This window comes from Solitalea longa, from assembly GCF_002920915.1.
In the GTDB taxonomy this organism is placed as follows: Bacteria; Bacteroidota; Bacteroidia; order Sphingobacteriales; family Sphingobacteriaceae; genus Solitalea; species Solitalea longa.
Genome location: NZ_PQVF01000006.1, coordinates 23,778 through 41,221, shown reverse-complemented (window position 1 = coordinate 41,221; position 17,444 = coordinate 23,778). Strand labels below are relative to the sequence as shown.

Below are 17,444 nucleotides of genomic sequence, written 5' to 3'. Positions count from 1 at the left end.
CTAATTCATCTGATCTTTAAGTACAAACACAACATTAGAAGTGTATTTAGAATTTTGTATTTCGCTGCAATGTAAGTTGCGTTCATCAGCAATAGCTCTGATCATATCAGCTGAAAAAAATGAAAGTTCGGTTCCTTCAATTGTTTTATTGAAACCAACAAAACGAGTAGAGAAAAACTCGGTTAGCTTTGTTCGCTTATGCTTTTGGGCATCATCCTTATTACCATCCCTGATAATGATACTTCCACCTGCATTTAACTTGTCGATACATCTTTCAATCAACTGTTTTTGTTGCACCGGCTGCAAATAATGCAGCATATCGCTCAAAATAAAAACATCCTGTTGGTCAAATTCAAACGTGGTTATATCTGCATAAGCAAACTGAACTTCTTCTGACCTTCCAAAGCAATAATTAGCCGTATCAATTTTTTCTTCGTCGTAATCAACGCCGGTGATCACACGTTTTGGCGAAAGGTAATGCAACATATATGACATAAATCCGTAACCGCAGCCCATATCTAAAACCTTGCCTTCAGCCGGTACCAATTCATGAAATAAGTGGTAATTTTTTTCGAGTTTCAACTTAACTTTCATGTACCATTCAAGCACAGGACCTTTGTATAAATACTTATATATCAATTGCTCTTTATAATATTCGGGGCCTTCTATCTGCGATCTTAATAAAGCAAATTCCTTTCTGAAATAGCGACCGATCTGTTTGGCTCGTTCAGTATAGGTTTCTCCAAAATCAGTATTTAACAACGATATTCTAGGCAGGAATTTTACAGTAATGGTTCCATCTTTAAGTAAGAAATCCCCTTTTGACATAGTGTAGCCGGTTCCGTGCAAAACAATTGGTAAAATATCGAGTTGCAGTTGCTCCGCCAGGTAAAATGCGCCTTTATGAAAACGCTTCATGGTTCCGTCGAGGGTACGGGTTCCTTCAGGAAAAACCACCACCGAATAGCCTTGTTTTACTTTTGCTTCAAGCAGTGCGATACTGTTTTCGGCTCCGTTATCTACCGGGTAATAATCAGCCATACGCACCACAAAGCCAAAGAACGGCGAATTCCAAACCCAGCTGTTCGTTAACAACACTAATTTGGGATGCAGCATGATCATCGTCAAAATATCGAGGAACGATTGATGATTGCTAACAATAACGGCAGGCTTAGCAAAGTCTTCACCCTGTTCATTGATGATTTCCTTTTTGACATTACCCATTATATACATCATCGACCAAGCGAACTTTGATAGTATAAAGTGATAAATGTATTTCGCTCTTACCTTTTTAAAAGGGTTTAGTTTGATGATCAAACATCCAAGAACACTTAACAGCAAACACCCAAAAACAAAGTAGCTGAAGGCAAATACCGACTTCAACCAAGAGAAGAACGTCCATGGATTTTGATGCTTATGAACCCTGTTTTTAATTAAAATATTGAATAAAAAAGGAATGAGCACCTGTGAGATGATCACCACACATAAAATACCAATGATGGATATAAGGGCGATTGATTTTAATGCAGGATGCTTGGCAAAGATCAAAACGCCTAAGCCCGCAATTGTGGTAATGGCCGAAAGTATAATGGATGATTTAAAAGAGGAAAGATTCTTCTTGCCGGTTTTATATTCCTGAAGCAAGCCGTCCATAATAAACAAACTATAATCATCTCCCAATCCAAATATCAGGGCCGAAATAATAATATTGATGATATTAAACTTAATGCCAAACAAGCCCATAAGGCCAAGTATCCAAACCCATGTAATAGCCATTGGAATGAACGATACTAGCGCTAATTCAATGCGGCCATAGGTCAAAAGCAACACTACTAAAACCAATATTGACGACATTAATGCAATGCTTGAAAAATCCTGGTTGATGATCTCAACAAAACGGCTAGTCAGGTACTGCTTGTCGATAACCGTTAGCTGCTCATTCTTTTCAAACATTGAATACAACAAGTGCTTATCCTTTGGATCTATTTTCACCAGCGTCACCACACTTGCCGAACCCTTTTTCTCGGTGATATAATCATCTAAGAAATTTTTCCTTAATGCATCCTGCGATTGAATACTTACAGGAGTAAACTGACGATCGAGTAAATTCTCGAAGTTGTTAAAAGCCGAGGCTTTAAATTTGAGCTTAGCGCCTTCCGTTTTTAATGTAGTTAGTAATTGCTGCTTCTTTAGCGGGGTCCAATACGCATTCCACCGGGCTATCCTGATCTTTTGAATACTATCAGAAATAATCAGCGATGATACCCCTGAATATTTTTTAACAATACCTTTTTGCTTCAGCTGCTCAATTTCAGCGTTTATCTTTTCATTGTTTTGCAAAGCATCATTTAAATCCTTGCCTTCGGAAACCAGGTAAACCGATTGTAATGAGTACGCATTGATCCTATTTAAATCGCTTTCATCCTTTTTCACTTTATCCGACATGAAATTCATCTTGTTCATGTCAGCTTCAAACCCTACCCACTGCGAAGTATAAGCCAGCACAAGGGTAATAACAGCAATAGCCGCCAACAGGCCCTTATTTTTTTCGGGTCTATAGTTAGAAATTTTATCCAACCAATCGAGCTTAGTTTTTTCCGTTTCTGTTTCATTGTTTTTTGAACGGATTAAATGCGGCAAAAAGACCAGAGAGAAAAGAGAAGCCCCTATTAAGTTTAAAGCGGCGAAAAGACCGAGGTCTTTCAGCATTTCGGATTTAACAAACTGCAGACAAAGAAAACCTCCAATGGTAGTTAAACCTCCAATAGTAAGCGGAAAAGATAAGTCTTTCAGTACCTCATGCATGGAGCCAACATGACGGTAATGATTAAATACATGCAATGAATAGTTGACAGCAATGCCAAACACCACGCAACCTGTTCCTAATGCGATTACCGAAATATTACCTTTGATCAGATAGATCAGCGCTAAAGAAAAAACAGTCCCAAACACTACCGGCAGCAGGATAATAAACGGTGCCCGCTTTTTTCGGAAGTAAAACCCAATAAATAAAATCAGAAAAAGAACGGTGAGCCCCTGCGTATACATAGTATCTTTTCTCAGTTGCTTGGCATTGCCCACCGCCACTGCAGCCGCACCGAAATACGAGGTATTAATGCTTCTAAATGATGAGTTATTAAGGCTATCGATACTTTTATCAAGCTGAGTGAGCAGCTGATCATTTTTACCGGTATTATTTGGAGGATAAACCGGTGTAATAAACATCAATAAATGTTTATGATCTTTAGTTACAACGCAATTATCATACAGTTCGAAACTGGCATCGTATTGCAATTGCTGTAATTTCTTTAAGCCCAGGAAAGTAATCCCAACCGGATCATTGATGATCATGTTTTTAAGAGCAAAGCCTGCCGGTGAGCTCAAAATATGATAGTTATTCTCTACTGTTTTTTCTACCTGTTTGGGCTCAATTAATGAATCAATGTGCTTGTAGTCATTTTCATTGAGATAAATGGGCAAGTTCTCCTGAATGTTATTAAACATTTGAAGAGCCATATCATCATCCACCTTAAAATTCACCTTAGCCACATAAGGCTGCATTTTTTCAAGAATGACCGTATTAAGCTCATTTGCATAAGCAACCAAACTATCAGGCTGAGCTTCGGCAAGGGTATCTTTTAAAGAAACTGTTAACACCAGCTTATCCATAAACTTAGAGTTTTGGAAAACCTGGTTCATTTTATCTATTTTCTTATCCTTAGGTAAAACCTTTGAAATATCCTCCTCAAATTGCAAGCGAAGAGCAAAAAATATTGACACTAAAAAGCAGAGCGACAACCATATATACAACGCCGCCCGACGCTTTTCAAAGTAATTATATAACTTAATAAATAACGTTTCCATATACCCAACTTAACCCACCAACGATGATGTTTTGCGTTTAACTGTTTTCAAGAAAAAATAAGCGATCAACGTGGCTAATAAACCTGCAACAACTGCCAACGAAAGGCTTCCCAAAATATATTGCTGAAGATTTCTTTTGATAGCATCCAACGAAATATGAGTGGTAAACTCTAAAGCAATCGCATTTTGGCCCATCCAAAGCTCCCCCATTTTATAGCTTAAAAAGATGATAATGGGAACCATTGGAGGTAAGCTTACATGAGAACAAATCACCACCAGGGCTTTATTCAATCTAAGAAGAAAAGCCAGAAACAAACCAGCCATCATTTGGAAACCCCATAAGGGTACAATACCCATAAAAACACCAACCCCAATTGAGAAGGCTTTCAATTCATCAGATTGGTTTTTATTAAACAGATGCTCGTTGACCAAAGCCTTTAGCTTTTGACGATCAAAAAGTGTTTTGAAAAAGTCCCTGGGTTTTATGTAAAGAAAGGTAATAAGTACCAGCACCGTATTTAAAACACTAACTCTAGAGAAGTCCTGAAATGGGCGAAAGTGAGAGATCCTGGTTTCCTTTGGCGCATAAAAAACGGTAACAGGAACTGCTTCTATTTTTATACCGCTCCAGGAAGCACGAACCAATACCTCAATTTCAAACTCATACTTAGGGGTAAAAAATCGAAAGTCTTTCAATAACTCCAGCGGATATAATCGATAACCAGATTGCGTATCGGGTAGCGTGTGGCCCGTTTCTACCTTAAACCAAAAATTGGAAAACTTATTGCCGAAACTGCTTTTACCTGGAACGGAGGCCTGCTCCATGTTTCGGGCACCGATCAAAATTGTATCTGGAGAAGATTCAAGCTTTTCAAGAAAAACAGGCAAATCATAAGCAAAATGCTGCCCATCCGAATCAATGGTAATGGCATATTTATACCCTTGCGACAAAGCAAAGGCAAAGCCCTTACGCAAAGCCCAGCCTTTACCACGGTTTTGCTCATAGTCAACGACCTGAACCTGTGAATATGATTGCAGAATTTCTCGGGTAGAATCAGTAGAACCATCATTAACCACAATAACATGCTGGGTATATTCCAGCACATCATTTATCACTCCAGCTAATGAGGTTTCATTATTGTAAGTTGGAATTAAAACGCAAACACCATACTCTTCAAATTTGGCATTGCAATTACTTTTCTCAGTCATTTTTAAATCGCCCTTTAAACTTGAAGAAAGAAGTGGTTGAATTCTGAAGACCAGCAGATGTTATAATATCCCCATTTTCGTTAACAGAGTAACTAAGGGCACATTGCAACGTTTTAGTTTCAAGCGGATTGATAACAGCTAAAAATTTCATCTGGTCGGCTTTGGCTAACTGCAGCTTACAATTAAGTGCGGTTTCAAGCAGCTCCTTTACGATCTGCATCATACAAACTCCAGGAACAACCGGCATATCAGGAAAATGCCCCTTAAAAATTGCATGATCAGCATTGATGGAAATATCGCATCTGATAACAGCATTATCATGCTCCAATGTTTCAATTATGTAAAAATCGCCCGCTAACATTATCGTTCAATTCGTTTTAATCCAATATTAAATGTAAATCCGTTATGCGAAATGCCGATCGTATCCGGAATTCCGTTAACGTAGTTCTTCATAATCGCAGTCACCTTCGGCTTTTTATCAGTAGCTCTTTCTATACGTACTAATTTGCTGCAGTTACTATCGGTTATGTACCAAAGCATTTCTTTAGGCTGCTTATACCCATAGTAATTACAAGTGTCGGTCTTGGCAACCTTAGTTACTGCCGAATCCAAAGCATCCATAAACACCATTTCAAAATCTTTTCGTAGGGTGTTTATTACGGCTTTTTTGTTCATCTGTTGTAAGATGGAGTGAACCTTAAAACTGCCGTCCTTAGCGAATTCAAAATCAAAAAACTTAACCCCCATTTCGTTCGAAAACACCATGCGCTTTGAGCTATCGGGCATTTTCTTGATCAGCAATAATCCGCTCAAGTGCTTGCCCACCACATTCACATGCGTTGAATATAATGCCGAAGAAAACTGTGGCTTAAATTGCTTTAAACAACTTGCATCCCCTTCATTAACTGCCTGAAGACTCTTGTAGGCTGAAGAGCAACCGATCAATAAAAAAAAGCTACTAGTTAACAGCAAAAACCGCATTCGGTATAGTTTGATTTAATTCTTTATTCAGAAAAGTAATTATTGTATTATCTCCTGAAGCTTCCACCATTTCCAGTTTACCTACTGAATAGTCCTTCTTATCTACCGTAATATTTACGTTTTTAAAGAAGTCTTTTAATCCTTTGGTTACCGGCGTTAACTCGAGCATATACGTTTGGTTGTTTTCAAAAACCCTGAACTTAAAGTCCGGGTTATTCAATGCAGTTCCTTGCACGCAGTCAACAATAATTTTATTGATCTGCTGAAACATCTTGTTCGATTTGGTAGAGATTTTATTCTCATTCTGTCCATCTCTGATCAAAATGTTATTCTTATTAATAACCATCAGGTACTTAAACGGCTGCGTATACTCCATGCGCACCAGGTTGTCTTTCTTAAACCAAAACTTCCCCTTCGACACAATTTTTTCTTCAAGAACACTTAAGTTTTTCTCCTGAATAAAATCACTCTTTATGGTTTCAGTGGTTTTTGCTGCATTAGCAAATTGCACCTTAAAAGTTGCCAAGTCGGTAACCAACTTGTACTGTGCTTTTCCACTCAGCACACTGAGCATAAGCATACCCGCCAAAATCAGTTTACGCATATCCTTTTATTTTAAATAATTTATCAACTCTAACAAATTTGTACCCTTGCTTCTTCGCTGTTTTTACAAACTCAGGCAGCACCTCCAATGTTATTTTGCAGGTATCATGTAATAAAAAAACCGCTCCGGGTTTCAATGCGGTTGTCAGTTTTGCCAACAACTTATTCTTATCTGTAATAACCGTATCGTACGAACGAACGTTCCATCCAACGGTATCATAATTTCCTTTTTTAATGGCCTTTGTTAAATTGGGATTGATAACCCCGTAAGGCGGCCTGAATAATTTGGGTTGTAAGCCTATTATTCTCTTTACCTGTTCATCGGTCTTATTCAAATCATCGAGCATTTTATCCGTAGAAAACAGATCAAACCAAAAGTGATGTGAATACGAATGATTGCCTATTAAATGTCCCTTCTTATGCAGCTCTTTTAAAAGCTCCTCATTTTCATTTATACGACGACCGATGCAAAAAAAAGTGGCCTGTATATTATTTTGCTGTAAAAATTCTGCTATTTGTCGTGTATGTTCCTCTGAGGGGCCATCATCAAACGTTAGCGCGATCTCTTTACTGGTTGTATTTGCTGAACAATAAACCGGTATAAAAAAGTTGGATTGAATAAAGTAAACTCCGTAAAAAACAATGACAGAGTAGAGCAGAACAAGACATCCGATGAGCCAAAAGTTAAACTTGCCAACCAGTCCGGTGGCAATCAGAGTCAGTAAAAGAACTCCAAAAACGATATTTACGTTCTTAAACTTTAACATCCGCTAATCAACATTAATGAATGATGGATTCCTTGTGAATGATTGTAAATAAGAATCCTTTGGGGGATCACATCTTCTCCATGGTGAATCAACTTTTTATCAACTTTTTGCTTTTTTATGATTGATGCCGCCATCCATAAAGCGAAGGAACTGGCTGTTGGATATTCACCACATAAATGCTTAAAACAAACCTCCGTTTTGTTTCTGAACATCCCCGACATTAATTGATCATAAACAACATCATTCGTCTCATCACCATTTCTTCCGGTAATAACCACGTCTATATCATTTGGAGACAGATCATTATCCAGTAAAAATCTGTTGATCTTCTCTTGTGACTCTTCAATTGTGGCAGGTTTATAAAATGTAGAAACGGCTTCTAAAACAGCATTATCATTATTGCCAGGTTGGTTGGCAAGCAAAACAAACGATGCACCTTCACCGGCAATGCTACCTTTTGAAGGAGCATTATATAGCTCATTGGTAAAGGCCTGTTTAAAAAAGCCAAAACGGTTCAATATCTGAAAGCTCGTATCGGTTAGTTCATCAACTCCACCCACCAATACGTTTTCAGCACTCTGTTCTTTTAACAGCAGAATGGCGTCTAACAGTGCATTTTCAAAGGAAAAACCGCGATGAACGTAAGTATTGTTATAGTTATGGCATTTCAGCAATAGTGCTATCTGTGCACCAATTGTATTATGAGTTGACTGAATAAAGGCTGTTGGGGTAAGCATTTCTTCATTCTGGTTAACCAATTTGGTTAAAAAAGAAGATGTATCTTCTAAACAACCGTAAGCAGTTCCGGTGATAATGGCATCAGGCACCTCTACATCTGCCTTTTTTAAGCAGCCCAACGCACTGGCAACCCCCATTTTAATCACCCGGCTCATTCTTCTGATCTGTTTTGGATCGATCAATGATTTATAATCGGGTTCCAGGCAGCTCAAACGATTAGCTTCATACACCTGTAAATCGGCTAATAATCCTTCATTTCCAAAGCTCAGCTGAGGAGAAATGCTTTCGGTGGCACGTATATAGATCTTCATCTTAAATCTTTGAAAAAATTAATGATGAACAATTTCCGCCAAAACCAAAGGAATTTGACAATACATGTTTTACCTGCTGATTTTTAAGAAAGACCTTCACGGGAGTATATCCGAACTCTTTCATAGTGGTTGTATGATTAGCATTAGGATAGATAATTTCTTTCTCTATTGCCAATACCGATAAAACAGCCTCAATGGCTCCGCTAGCACCCAATGTATGCCCGGTAAATGATTTAGTGGAACTCATTTTGGGAACTTTTGAAGAAAACAGCCTGCTTATAGCTGTACTTTCTGCATGATCATTATTTTGGGTTCCGGTTCCGTGCAAATTGATGTAATCAATGTCCTCGGGTTGCAAACCGGCCTTTTCCAAGGCTCCTTTCATGGCCAGATAAGACCCTGTACCATCGGGTGATGAAGCAGTTTGGTGATAGGCATCATTAGCATTGTTATAACCGCTGAGTTTGCAATATGGCTTTTTATGAAGCTGCTGAACTACTTTCTCCGAAACCAATACCACATAACCCGCTCCTTCTCCCAAATTCAATCCTCTACGATTTTCGTCAAAGGGTTTACAATGCTCCTCATCCAAAATCTGTAAAGTGTTAAATCCGTTTAGGGTGAACTTAGCCATTGAATCACATCCTCCGGCAACCACCACATCTAACAGGTTATGCTTGATTAAACGGGCAGCCATAAAAATGGCATTGGCGGAAGAGGAACATGCTGTGCTAATGGTACTGATATGGTCGCTAATACCTAAAGAATCAGCTGTAAGTTCGGTTATGCTGCCGCATTCGTGATGCTTAACATCATTTAAATCACCGCTGCCTGCATCTTTCAGAAAATCAATAAAAAAGTTTTCACTTTTATCCATTCCGCCCACACTATTGGCCGAAATAAAACCCGTTCTGAATTTAGAAGGAGATCCGATCCCTGCATCAACCCATGCTTCTTTAGCGGCAACCGTACTCAATAAGGCGGTTCGGCTTACATTTTCCGGCAACCCTGAGAGTGCTGAAAGTTGATCATTACTCAATTTTACTTCAGCCACTGGCAATTGACCTCTATAGATAGTATCTAAAAAGCGAATATCATCAATACCCGTACGATGTTGCTCAAATGAGCTTAACGTCTCGTTTACCGATGTGCCAATAGCCGAAATAATGCCTAAGCCAGCAACATAAACCTCAGTCATGCTAATGAATTATCTCTTCTAAGCTTTATTTGCAGTAATGTATTCAGCCATGGTTTTTACCGAAGCAAAAACTTTAGGGCCATCTTCGGCCTTTGATAATTTGATACCATATTGTTGTTGCAATAACACAATAAGTTCTAACGCATCAATTGAATCTAAAGCCAATCCTTCAACGAATAAAGGTTCATCATCCCCAATATCTGCAGGAGTTAAATCCTGTAAGTTCAACTGCTCAATAATGTGCTCTTTAAGCTCTAATATTAACTTATCCATTTGTAATTAATCTTTATTTAGTTCGGTTACTGTAAACTCTCTTGAAGTTTCCTTCTTTTCAATTAAATATAAAACAGCCTTTGCATCATCGCCCAATGCTTCTATCCAGCCGCAGATACAGGCGTTGGTGGTTTGACCATCCATTAAGCCCGATACATACTCAACCATAAAATCAGCATCAAACTTATCCATAACAAAAAAGGTATTTTCTCCTTTAATGCCATGTCGGATGCAGATCTCTCCGATAACAATACTTGGCAAGGTGTACACAAATAATGCTGGGCTGGCGATTGAGCTGATCGTTTCAGCATAGTTTAAATCAGCGCTTAAACTTGCATTTGAATTAGCTGTGATCACTGCTATTTCTTCCGGCTGATATGCACTTAAACTTCCATTTTGCAGCAACACCTCAGCACATAACCAACCCAATTTGCTCAACACATCCATTTTGTAAAATTTAGGATAATGGAGATTAAGCCCCTTGTATGCAGCAAGCAGGAATTCTGATGGTTGAAGCCCCTCATTATCAAAGATCAATTCATCATTTTTGAAAATGCCGGCTGCTGTGATCAGACAACTTTCTTTTATGTAATGCTCAGCGGTCAATTCAGCTATTATTGTCGTTTTTTACATTTTAACAGCGTATGACTTACGCCAATATTATCTATTTGCTCCACAACCTCGAAACCTGCCTCATACACACATTTTTTAAAGACATCTGAATGGTACATCTGACTATTACCATTTGCCATTGCAGTAAAGTAAAGTGAGGTTTGTTGTAAAGAGAATGCCGAGGCTTCAAAGCGTTGCAGATCCCAAAATGTTTCCAGAATGAATACATAACCATTTTCATCAATGGCTTCGTGACATCTTTTTAGAATAGAAACTATTTCGGCGTCTGAAAAGCAATCCAAAAACTGGCTCATCCAAATGGCATCGTGGCCTTTAGGAAACTGCTGCGTTTCATCCAGAATATTTACCGCCTGAAAAGATACACGATCGGCAAAACCTAATTGTTCAATTTTCGCCTTAGCAACATTTAACTGACCCGGCAGATCTAAAATAGTTACCTGCGCATCTGCCGAATGTTTAGCACATGCTACAGCCCATTTTCCGGTATTTCCACCGATATCGATTATTTTTTTTGTACCGTTTTTGAATACATGAGGCAATACCACCGGGAAAGCGGTATCGGAATAATAATGATCGAACCCAAACCAACTTTTTTGAACATGTTGAGGCAATTGTGAAAGACCTTCATAAATTGTTGGCCATTCACCAAATACTTTCAATCCTTCAGGTTTCCCGTTTTCAATACTTTTATCCAGGTGAAAAAGTCCCTGGTAGCATACATCATGAATAAAATCCAGATTGGCTTTGGTTAGTTCATCATTTAAGATAAAGTGGCCGGTTTTAGTCAATCGATATTTCTGATCATTAACGGTAACCAAGCCAATGCCCAAGCCCGACTCCAATAAAACCCGAACGCCGTAATGAGGCAAATTCACTTTCTCAACAATTTCTTCGAGCGTTAACCCTGCCGATTTACTTTCCTGCACCGCTAAAAGGATCCCTGAATTACGTAATATCCGGGTGGCCTGAAAAACTACCGGAGCAAATGCGATCCACTGAGCGGTTTCTATGGCTTGCAAAGCCGATTTCTTATCCTTACTAAAAAAAGTCATTTTAGGTTTGTTATAAATTGCCTTTAACGCTGTTTACTAAATATTAATGCTGCATTACAGCCACCAAATCCGGAGGCTGTTTTTAAGAATCTGTTCAGTGGCATCTGTACAGGTTCTTTAATAACATTTACCGAAGCAGAAACTCCTAAAGTCTCAAAGCCCGGTGTTGGTAATATTGTATTGGTTTTTAAACTATAAATTCCGGCCACTGATTCAAGCAATCCTGCTGCACCCAGCGTGTGACCGAAAAACCCTTTTAAACTGTTTAATGGTTTATGTTGCAATTGAGCAAGAGCAATAGCCTTTGCCTCCATTTCATCATTATAAATAGTGGCTGTACCGTGCGTTGAGATCCAGTCGATATCTTCCGCTTTAATACCAGCCATTTGCATGCTTCGTTGTATAGCAATATTCAGTTCTTCACCGGTTCGTGATGGGCCCGAAATATGGTTTGCATCATTACTGATGGCTCCAGCTTCCAATACAATCTGCTCCTGATCATGAATATGTTTAGGGTTGGAAGTAAGAATAATGGTTGCTGCACCTTCGCCTAAATTGATTCCCTTACGGTTTTGGTCGAATGGTTTGCATAAACTCTCACTTACTGCCTGAAACGATTGAAAACCTGAAAGAACAAACCTGGAGATCACATCGGCGCCGGCAACTATTGCGTTCTTGTATCTTCCCGAATCGATCAAACGCTTAGCAACCAGCATAGCCGCAAGACCCGATATACAAGCATTAGAAACCACAACTGGTTTATTGATGGCATTGAAATGATCAGCTACTAAAGCCGCTGAGTGATGCAATGAAATCCTTTTTCTCAACTCATGGGTATACGGTTCAGTTTCAACTAAACTGATATTCCCTTTTGTTGATGAAAGAATAAGAATGGTTTCGGGATCGTTAAGACTGATAGTTGTTTTACTAACTGCTTCCTGAATGGAATTGATCAATAACTGTTCAAACTTTGTATAGTTAGGAAGATTGAATAGCGATTGATCGGAAAAAACAGAAGCACAAAAGGGGACATTTGAAAGAGTGGGGTTATCATGAATTCTAACACCATTAATACCAGCCTTCATTCCCTCAAAATTTTGGAAAGAAGTGCTGCCCATTGGTGTGAGCATATTATCAGCAACAACAAAAACCCTGGCCACGACTATTTAATCCCCCATTTTTCTTTCCATTGCTCAAAAAACAATGGAACAGTTAGTTGCAATGCTGATGATTCTTTCTCCAAGAAAACCTGAACCGTAGAACCCGAGGCCACCATTTCTCCTGAAACAGTGCTGTATAGCTTGTAATTAAATTTAATTTTAGCTGCAGCACAGTTCTCATATATTGTTTCTACAATTACACTTTCGCCGTAACGTAACGAACGCTTATAATCGCAGTTTACGTTTACAATGGGTACAACATAGCCCTGATCGAAATAATTGAGATAGCCTAGACCATATTTTTTGCCAAAGGCTTCTCTTCCGTCTTCAAAATATTGAATATAATGCCCATGCCAAACAATGCCCAAAGGATCCGCTTCATTGAAACGAATTCTCACCTCAGTTCTTTCACTTAAAATCGTACTCATCATTCAACATCAATATCAAATTATCAGGCAAAGCACCCATTAAATGCTTTACTTTCCTATCTCCGGATTTCGGTTTTGCCACGTTGTGTACGTATGCATTTCTATCTCATTTATTATCTCGTAAACCGTACGAGCCCAATAGTTGCGAAAACCAAAACCTCCTGCATCCCCTACCATCCGTTGGGTAAGTATCCTTTTCTTAGATTCCATGTCAAACAATACCACGTAGAATGAGCCCGTTGCAGTCGTTTTACACATACTTTCCATAACGAACATTAATCCTATCCCCTTTTCATTACCAAAATTATAGGAATCGATAATCCTTTGAATATGATCACGGGAAAGGCGCATGGTATCTCTAACATCATAAGATATGATCTTCTCCGCGTCAATTAATTTATTATGTTCAGTAACAAAACTTAAGTTGTTAACCAGCTCTTTTCTACGAAATGCGCTTGCAATAGTGTAATTACCCGACTCCTTGACAACAACCTCATTGATCCCCCCGAAATGCTTATCTTTTAGCTCCCAAGAGTAGGTTTTGGGATCACCGATCAAGCGGGTCTCCGTAAAGTCAATACCCAGGTAAGTGAGTTTTATAGATGGATTATTAAGGAACTGAGAAAACGACTGTGCATTAGTACACAACGCATTTAGCGTTAATAACAAGAGAAGGCAGAATTGCTTTTTCATTATTCAATCATGTTTTAAAGCTGATTTCTTTTAGTTTTATTTTGAAGTTTCCAATTGGCGAACTCATAACTATCTATATTTTTCAGCACGCTATAAACAGGGTGAACCCAATAATTGCGAAAACCGAAACCTCCTGCACTTCCCTCCATGCGTTGACTAAAGATCACCTTGCGGGTTTCCATATCAATAAATGTCACGTACATGGCTGCAGCAACAATTGATTTATTCATACCCTCCATGACAAACATTAGTCCTATCCCTTTTTCGGTTCCAAAATCATAGTTGCCAACAACTTGCTGCACCATTTCAGGTGTTAAGCGGGTATAATCCGCTTGATTGAGAGATACAAGTTTGTCGGCATCAATAGCTTTATTATGCTCCGTTACAAATGTTAAATTGTTAACAATGCTTGGTTTACGAAATGCTTTTGCAATATTGTATTTAAGTGATTCATTAACCACCACATCATTTATTAATGCAAAATATTTGTTTTTTATTTCATATGTATTTGCGGTAGCATCACCCATTAAACGAACCTCAGTAAAATCAATACCCAAATAGGTGAGTTTTATTGAAGGATCATTAAGGAACTCTGAAAACGATTGTGCATTGGTGCACAATGTATTTAACACTAGTAACAAGAGTAGGCAAAACTGCTTTTTCATAATTCAATTTTTATGACTGGTTAATTACGATTTTCATTTCGCATTGAGCTAAAAGCGCATCATTGCACCAAACCTTACCAGAAATTACCGTCACATTAAACACTTCATTTTCAATTGCAATTTCTGTTTCTATCGTTTCATTGACATTTGGCAGCGAGAACACTTCTAAATTTTTAACTGCACCAATAAACCCTACCGGAACAGCTTGTTGAAGTTGATTGGCAATATAACCAACGCGTGCAGCTGCTGTTTGCGCTATATTCTCTACTAAACCAGGCTCGGTGAATTTTCCATTTTCCACAAACAAGTTCTCCGCATTAATAGAGAATTTGGTGCGGGAACACTTCTCATCCGTCAGCAACAATTCATCAACCATTACAAATGGTGCTCTCTGTGGAATTAATGATATAATGTCAGCGTTATTACTCATTGTTAATTTTTCCAAAAATCATAGTAATTAAACCATTGCAGTGGATACTGGTGCACTTTGTTCTCCAATCCATTTACATAATCGCCAAGCATGGTATTCATCACTTCTGCTTTAGGAACATGCGCATAATCATTACCCTTGGTTGCAAAGAAATGATAATGCGAACTACTTTCCTTTACCGCAAAAACGTATGAAACCGGAACTTTAAATTTAGAGGCCAATACAAAAGGTCCCATTGGGAACTGGGCATCTTTACCTAAAAAAGAGTGCGTAAAGGTTTTGTTGCCTTCTAAAAACCGATCGGCATGCATACACACCAATTCATTATTTCTAAAAGCCTCACTTATCGCGTAAATGTGTGATATATCATTTTTAATAACGATCACCTTTACCTTGCGTTCACCTACCACATCCTTTAGATAATCCTTTATCTTTTGGTGCTCCCCATCAAACATTACGATGTTGATAGTGGTATTCAGCCGTTGTAATAAGTGCCCGGCGATTTCCCAATTTCCTAAATGTGCACTAAGTAATATTCCTCCTCTATTTTGATCAATGATATCGAACAAATGCTCTTCACCATCAAAATGAAAGGTAAACTGGTTGGCTATTCCAGCCATAGCCGCCACTTTATCAATAAGACTTTGTCCGAATTGATAATAATTATGATAGAGGCTCGTTATAGCTTTATGCAGTTTAAAACCTAACCTATACTTAAAAAACTGAAATAAAGGTTTAGATGATTTATACGAAAAAAAGAAATAATACAACGCCACAAACCTCAGCAGGAAGTATGACGAATGCAGTCCTAATTTTTTAAGTACAAAAACAAAAATGCGGTAACCGGTTTGGCTGCCTTTTGATTTGCCCTGCCAGGTTGGCATTATGCAAGTTCCTTTACTTCAACTTTAGAAATAACGTAATTATAAAAATCACCAAAAGTAACGATGCCTACAAAGTCTTCAGGCTTTACTTTAAAACCGAAGTTGCTTTCAATCACCACTACTAAGTCGATATAATCGAGACTGTCTAATTCCAGCGTACTTTTCAGATTTGCATCCGGGGTAATTTTCTCGGCTTCCACTTCAAACTCTTCTACCAGGAAACCGTTAATTTTTTCAATAATTTCTGAACTATTCATGCGCAATACTAGTTTATTTCCACTTTTTTATAATTAATGATGAGTTGGTACCTCCAAAGCCAAACGAGTTTGATAGAAATGCATCAAATTCACGCTCAATGGTGGAGGTTACAATGTTAAGTTTTGCCGAATCATCATCAGGATTTTCAAAATTGATGTTTGGAGCGATAAATGAATTTTGCATCATCAGCATAGAGTACACGATCTCACTTGCTCCTGCCATCCAGCATTCATGGCCGGTCATTGATTTGGTAGAGCTCACAAAAGGTTTAGTTGCTCCAAAAACCTCGTCAATGGCTCGTGCTTCGCTCATATCACCTGCCGGCGTTGAGGTAGCGTGAGCATTGATATAAGGAATATCAGCAATGGAAAGACCCGAGTCTTTTAATGCCATGGTTAACGCCTTAACCGGTCCTTCAACAGTTGGCGTTGAAATATGTCCGCCGTTTGATGAAAAGCCGTAACCAACTACTTCCCCAAGTATAGGAGCTCCGCGTTTTAAAGCCGACTCCAAACTTTCCAAAATTACGGTAGCACCGCCTCCCGAGGGAACTAAGCCATCCCTGTCTCTGTCGAACGGACGAGATGCTCTTTCCGGTGCTTGTTCGAAAACAGAAAAAGCCGACAAGGCATCGAAATTACCCATTGAATATTTATTTACTTCCTGGGCGCCTCCGCAGATGATACAATCCTGTAAGCCGCTTTTAATTAAATGATAACCCATACCAATGGCATGAGAACCGCTGGCACAAGCTGCGCTTATTGTAAAGTTTACTCCTCTTAATTTGAAAATGGTAGCCAGGTTCATGGTTACCGTTGAATTCATGGTTTGGAAAACGGAGCCTGATCCCACTAAGGTGGTATCTTTCTTTTCCCGAATAATATCAGTAGCCTCAATTACCGGTTGTGCCGAGCTGTCGTTTCCATACAAGATTCCAATTTCATGGGCATCGATGTACTCCTGACTAATACCGGCATTTTTCAAGGCTTCGAGGGTGGCAACAAAAGCATATTCGCCCTGTTCAGGTAGCATAACACGTGCTCTTCTATCTAAAACCCCTTTTAATGCAGGACGATTAACCATACCCGTTAAGCCTGAGCGATAGCCAAAGCTTTTACGTTCCTGGTCGAGTATAATGCCTGATTTACCTTGAAATAACGAGGTTTTAACCTGTTCTAAATTTTCTCCGATACAAGAATAGATGCCCATTCCTGTTATTACAACCCTATGCATTAAGTATTAGTTTAACTTTTTAGAAGAGCGCAAAGGTTTTGTTTATGGAATATTTAATTTTTCG

The 17,444-nt window shown here is 38.7% G+C and carries 19 protein-coding genes; all 19 read right to left on the bottom strand.

What is annotated here, in order from left to right; genetic code table 11:
• From C3K47_RS09270 to C3K47_RS09180, 19 genes are read right to left on the bottom strand one after another with little or no spacing between them, the layout of a single operon-like run.
• Positions 1 to 3,864 (bottom strand): 1-acyl-sn-glycerol-3-phosphate acyltransferase, encoded by a 3,864-nt coding sequence (locus C3K47_RS09270; RefSeq protein WP_103788857.1) that lies wholly within the window; start codon positions 3,862 to 3,864, stop codon positions 1 to 3.
• Between the two features lie 9 nt (positions 3,865 to 3,873).
• Positions 3,874 to 5,073, bottom strand: coding sequence for a DUF2062 domain-containing protein (locus C3K47_RS09265; RefSeq protein ID WP_103788856.1), 1,200 nt, complete (start codon positions 5,071 to 5,073; stop codon positions 3,874 to 3,876).
• Positions 5,066 to 5,434: a hotdog family protein gene (locus tag C3K47_RS09260; RefSeq protein WP_103788855.1), complete on the bottom strand. Its 369-nt coding sequence runs from the start codon at positions 5,432 to 5,434 to the stop codon at positions 5,066 to 5,068. Before C3K47_RS09260 ends, C3K47_RS09265 begins: the two co-directional genes overlap by 8 nt.
• Entirely contained in the window at positions 5,434 to 6,054 is a 621-nt protein-coding gene (locus C3K47_RS09255; RefSeq protein WP_103788854.1) for a hypothetical protein, read from the bottom strand. Before C3K47_RS09255 ends, C3K47_RS09260 begins: the two co-directional genes overlap by 1 nt.
• Positions 6,032 to 6,658 carry an outer membrane lipoprotein carrier protein LolA gene (locus C3K47_RS09250; RefSeq protein ID WP_103788853.1) on the bottom strand — a complete coding sequence of 209 codons (627 nt, stop codon included), beginning with the start codon at positions 6,656 to 6,658 and terminating at the stop codon, positions 6,032 to 6,034. The genes C3K47_RS09255 and C3K47_RS09250 overlap by 23 nt, the downstream gene beginning before the upstream one ends.
• Positions 6,651 to 7,424: a polysaccharide deacetylase family protein gene (locus tag C3K47_RS09245; protein ID WP_103788852.1), complete on the bottom strand. Its 774-nt coding sequence runs from the start codon at positions 7,422 to 7,424 to the stop codon at positions 6,651 to 6,653. The genes C3K47_RS09250 and C3K47_RS09245 overlap by 8 nt, the downstream gene beginning before the upstream one ends.
• Positions 7,418 to 8,473, bottom strand: a complete 1,056-nt coding sequence (locus C3K47_RS09240) for a beta-ketoacyl synthase chain length factor (RefSeq protein ID WP_207765270.1) — start codon at positions 8,471 to 8,473, stop codon at positions 7,418 to 7,420. The genes C3K47_RS09245 and C3K47_RS09240 overlap by 7 nt, the downstream gene beginning before the upstream one ends.
• 1 nt (position 8,474) lies before the next feature.
• Positions 8,475 to 9,671, bottom strand: a complete 1,197-nt coding sequence (locus C3K47_RS09235) for a beta-ketoacyl-[acyl-carrier-protein] synthase family protein (RefSeq protein ID WP_103788851.1) — start codon at positions 9,669 to 9,671, stop codon at positions 8,475 to 8,477.
• Positions 9,672 to 9,689: 18 nt separating this feature from the next.
• Positions 9,690 to 9,944, bottom strand: coding sequence for a phosphopantetheine-binding protein (locus tag C3K47_RS09230; protein WP_103788850.1), 255 nt, complete (start codon positions 9,942 to 9,944; stop codon positions 9,690 to 9,692).
• 6 nt (positions 9,945 to 9,950) lie between these two features.
• Positions 9,951 to 10,550: a hypothetical protein gene (locus tag C3K47_RS09225; protein ID WP_103788849.1), complete on the bottom strand. Its 600-nt coding sequence runs from the start codon at positions 10,548 to 10,550 to the stop codon at positions 9,951 to 9,953.
• 8 nt (positions 10,551 to 10,558) lie between these two features.
• Positions 10,559 to 11,629, bottom strand: a complete 1,071-nt coding sequence (locus C3K47_RS09220) for a methyltransferase (RefSeq protein WP_103788848.1) — start codon at positions 11,627 to 11,629, stop codon at positions 10,559 to 10,561.
• Positions 11,630 to 11,652: 23 nt separating this feature from the next.
• The gene (locus C3K47_RS09215) at positions 11,653 to 12,789 is read right to left on the bottom strand and encodes a beta-ketoacyl-[acyl-carrier-protein] synthase family protein (RefSeq protein WP_103788847.1); all 1,137 of its coding nucleotides are present in this window, start codon (positions 12,787 to 12,789) and stop codon (positions 11,653 to 11,655) included.
• A gap of 2 nt (positions 12,790 to 12,791) precedes the next feature.
• Positions 12,792 to 13,220 (bottom strand): acyl-CoA thioesterase, encoded by a 429-nt coding sequence (locus C3K47_RS09210; protein WP_207765269.1) that lies wholly within the window; start codon positions 13,218 to 13,220, stop codon positions 12,792 to 12,794.
• A gap of 45 nt (positions 13,221 to 13,265) precedes the next feature.
• The gene (locus tag C3K47_RS09205) at positions 13,266 to 13,910 is read right to left on the bottom strand and encodes a hypothetical protein (protein WP_103788845.1); all 645 of its coding nucleotides are present in this window, start codon (positions 13,908 to 13,910) and stop codon (positions 13,266 to 13,268) included.
• A 14-nt stretch (positions 13,911 to 13,924) separates the two neighbouring features.
• Entirely contained in the window at positions 13,925 to 14,575 is a 651-nt protein-coding gene (locus C3K47_RS09200; protein WP_133159357.1) for a hypothetical protein, read from the bottom strand.
• Positions 14,576 to 14,585: 10 nt separating this feature from the next.
• Positions 14,586 to 15,005 (bottom strand): 3-hydroxyacyl-ACP dehydratase, encoded by a 420-nt coding sequence (locus C3K47_RS09195; RefSeq protein ID WP_103788843.1) that lies wholly within the window; start codon positions 15,003 to 15,005, stop codon positions 14,586 to 14,588.
• 2 nt (positions 15,006 to 15,007) lie between these two features.
• Positions 15,008 to 15,889 (bottom strand): LpxL/LpxP family acyltransferase, encoded by an 882-nt coding sequence (locus C3K47_RS09190; RefSeq protein WP_103788842.1) that lies wholly within the window; start codon positions 15,887 to 15,889, stop codon positions 15,008 to 15,010.
• A complete protein-coding gene (locus tag C3K47_RS09185) occupies positions 15,889 to 16,146 on the bottom strand; it encodes an acyl carrier protein (protein ID WP_103788841.1) in 258 nt (85 codons plus the stop codon). The genes C3K47_RS09190 and C3K47_RS09185 overlap by 1 nt, the downstream gene beginning before the upstream one ends.
• A 13-nt stretch (positions 16,147 to 16,159) precedes the next feature.
• Positions 16,160 to 17,380 (bottom strand): beta-ketoacyl-[acyl-carrier-protein] synthase family protein, encoded by a 1,221-nt coding sequence (locus C3K47_RS09180; protein WP_103788840.1) that lies wholly within the window; start codon positions 17,378 to 17,380, stop codon positions 16,160 to 16,162.
• Between the last annotated feature and the right edge of the window lie 64 nt (positions 17,381 to 17,444).

What these genes read in the sequence shown, in the direction of transcription:
- C3K47_RS09270 (WP_103788857.1), bottom strand. Translation starts at nt 3,864, where the DNA reads ATGGAAACGTTATTTATTAAGTTATATAATTACTTTGAAAAGCGTCGG.
- C3K47_RS09265 (WP_103788856.1), bottom strand. Translation starts at nt 5,073, where the DNA reads ATGACTGAGAAAAGTAATTGCAATGCCAAATTTGAAGAGTATGGTGTT.
- C3K47_RS09260 (WP_103788855.1), bottom strand. Translation starts at nt 5,434, where the DNA reads ATGTTAGCGGGCGATTTTTACATAATTGAAACATTGGAGCATGATAAT.
- C3K47_RS09255 (WP_103788854.1), bottom strand. Translation starts at nt 6,054, where the DNA reads ATGCGGTTTTTGCTGTTAACTAGTAGCTTTTTTTTATTGATCGGTTGC.
- C3K47_RS09250 (WP_103788853.1), bottom strand. Translation starts at nt 6,658, where the DNA reads ATGCGTAAACTGATTTTGGCGGGTATGCTTATGCTCAGTGTGCTGAGT.
- C3K47_RS09245 (WP_103788852.1), bottom strand. Translation starts at nt 7,424, where the DNA reads ATGTTAAAGTTTAAGAACGTAAATATCGTTTTTGGAGTTCTTTTACTG.
- C3K47_RS09240 (WP_207765270.1), bottom strand. Translation starts at nt 8,473, where the DNA reads ATGAAGATCTATATACGTGCCACCGAAAGCATTTCTCCTCAGCTGAGC.
- C3K47_RS09235 (WP_103788851.1), bottom strand. Translation starts at nt 9,671, where the DNA reads ATGACTGAGGTTTATGTTGCTGGCTTAGGCATTATTTCGGCTATTGGC.
- C3K47_RS09230 (WP_103788850.1), bottom strand. Translation starts at nt 9,944, where the DNA reads ATGGATAAGTTAATATTAGAGCTTAAAGAGCACATTATTGAGCAGTTG.
- C3K47_RS09220 (WP_103788848.1), bottom strand. Translation starts at nt 11,629, where the DNA reads ATGACTTTTTTTAGTAAGGATAAGAAATCGGCTTTGCAAGCCATAGAA.
- C3K47_RS09210 (WP_207765269.1), bottom strand. Translation starts at nt 13,220, where the DNA reads ATGATGAGTACGATTTTAAGTGAAAGAACTGAGGTGAGAATTCGTTTC.
- C3K47_RS09205 (WP_103788845.1), bottom strand. Translation starts at nt 13,910, where the DNA reads ATGAAAAAGCAATTCTGCCTTCTCTTGTTATTAACGCTAAATGCGTTG.
- C3K47_RS09200 (WP_133159357.1), bottom strand. Translation starts at nt 14,575, where the DNA reads ATGAAAAAGCAGTTTTGCCTACTCTTGTTACTAGTGTTAAATACATTG.
- C3K47_RS09195 (WP_103788843.1), bottom strand. Translation starts at nt 15,005, where the DNA reads ATGAGTAATAACGCTGACATTATATCATTAATTCCACAGAGAGCACCA.
- C3K47_RS09190 (WP_103788842.1), bottom strand. Translation starts at nt 15,889, where the DNA reads ATGCCAACCTGGCAGGGCAAATCAAAAGGCAGCCAAACCGGTTACCGC.
- C3K47_RS09185 (WP_103788841.1), bottom strand. Translation starts at nt 16,146, where the DNA reads ATGAATAGTTCAGAAATTATTGAAAAAATTAACGGTTTCCTGGTAGAA.
- C3K47_RS09180 (WP_103788840.1), bottom strand. Translation starts at nt 17,380, where the DNA reads ATGCATAGGGTTGTAATAACAGGAATGGGCATCTATTCTTGTATCGGA.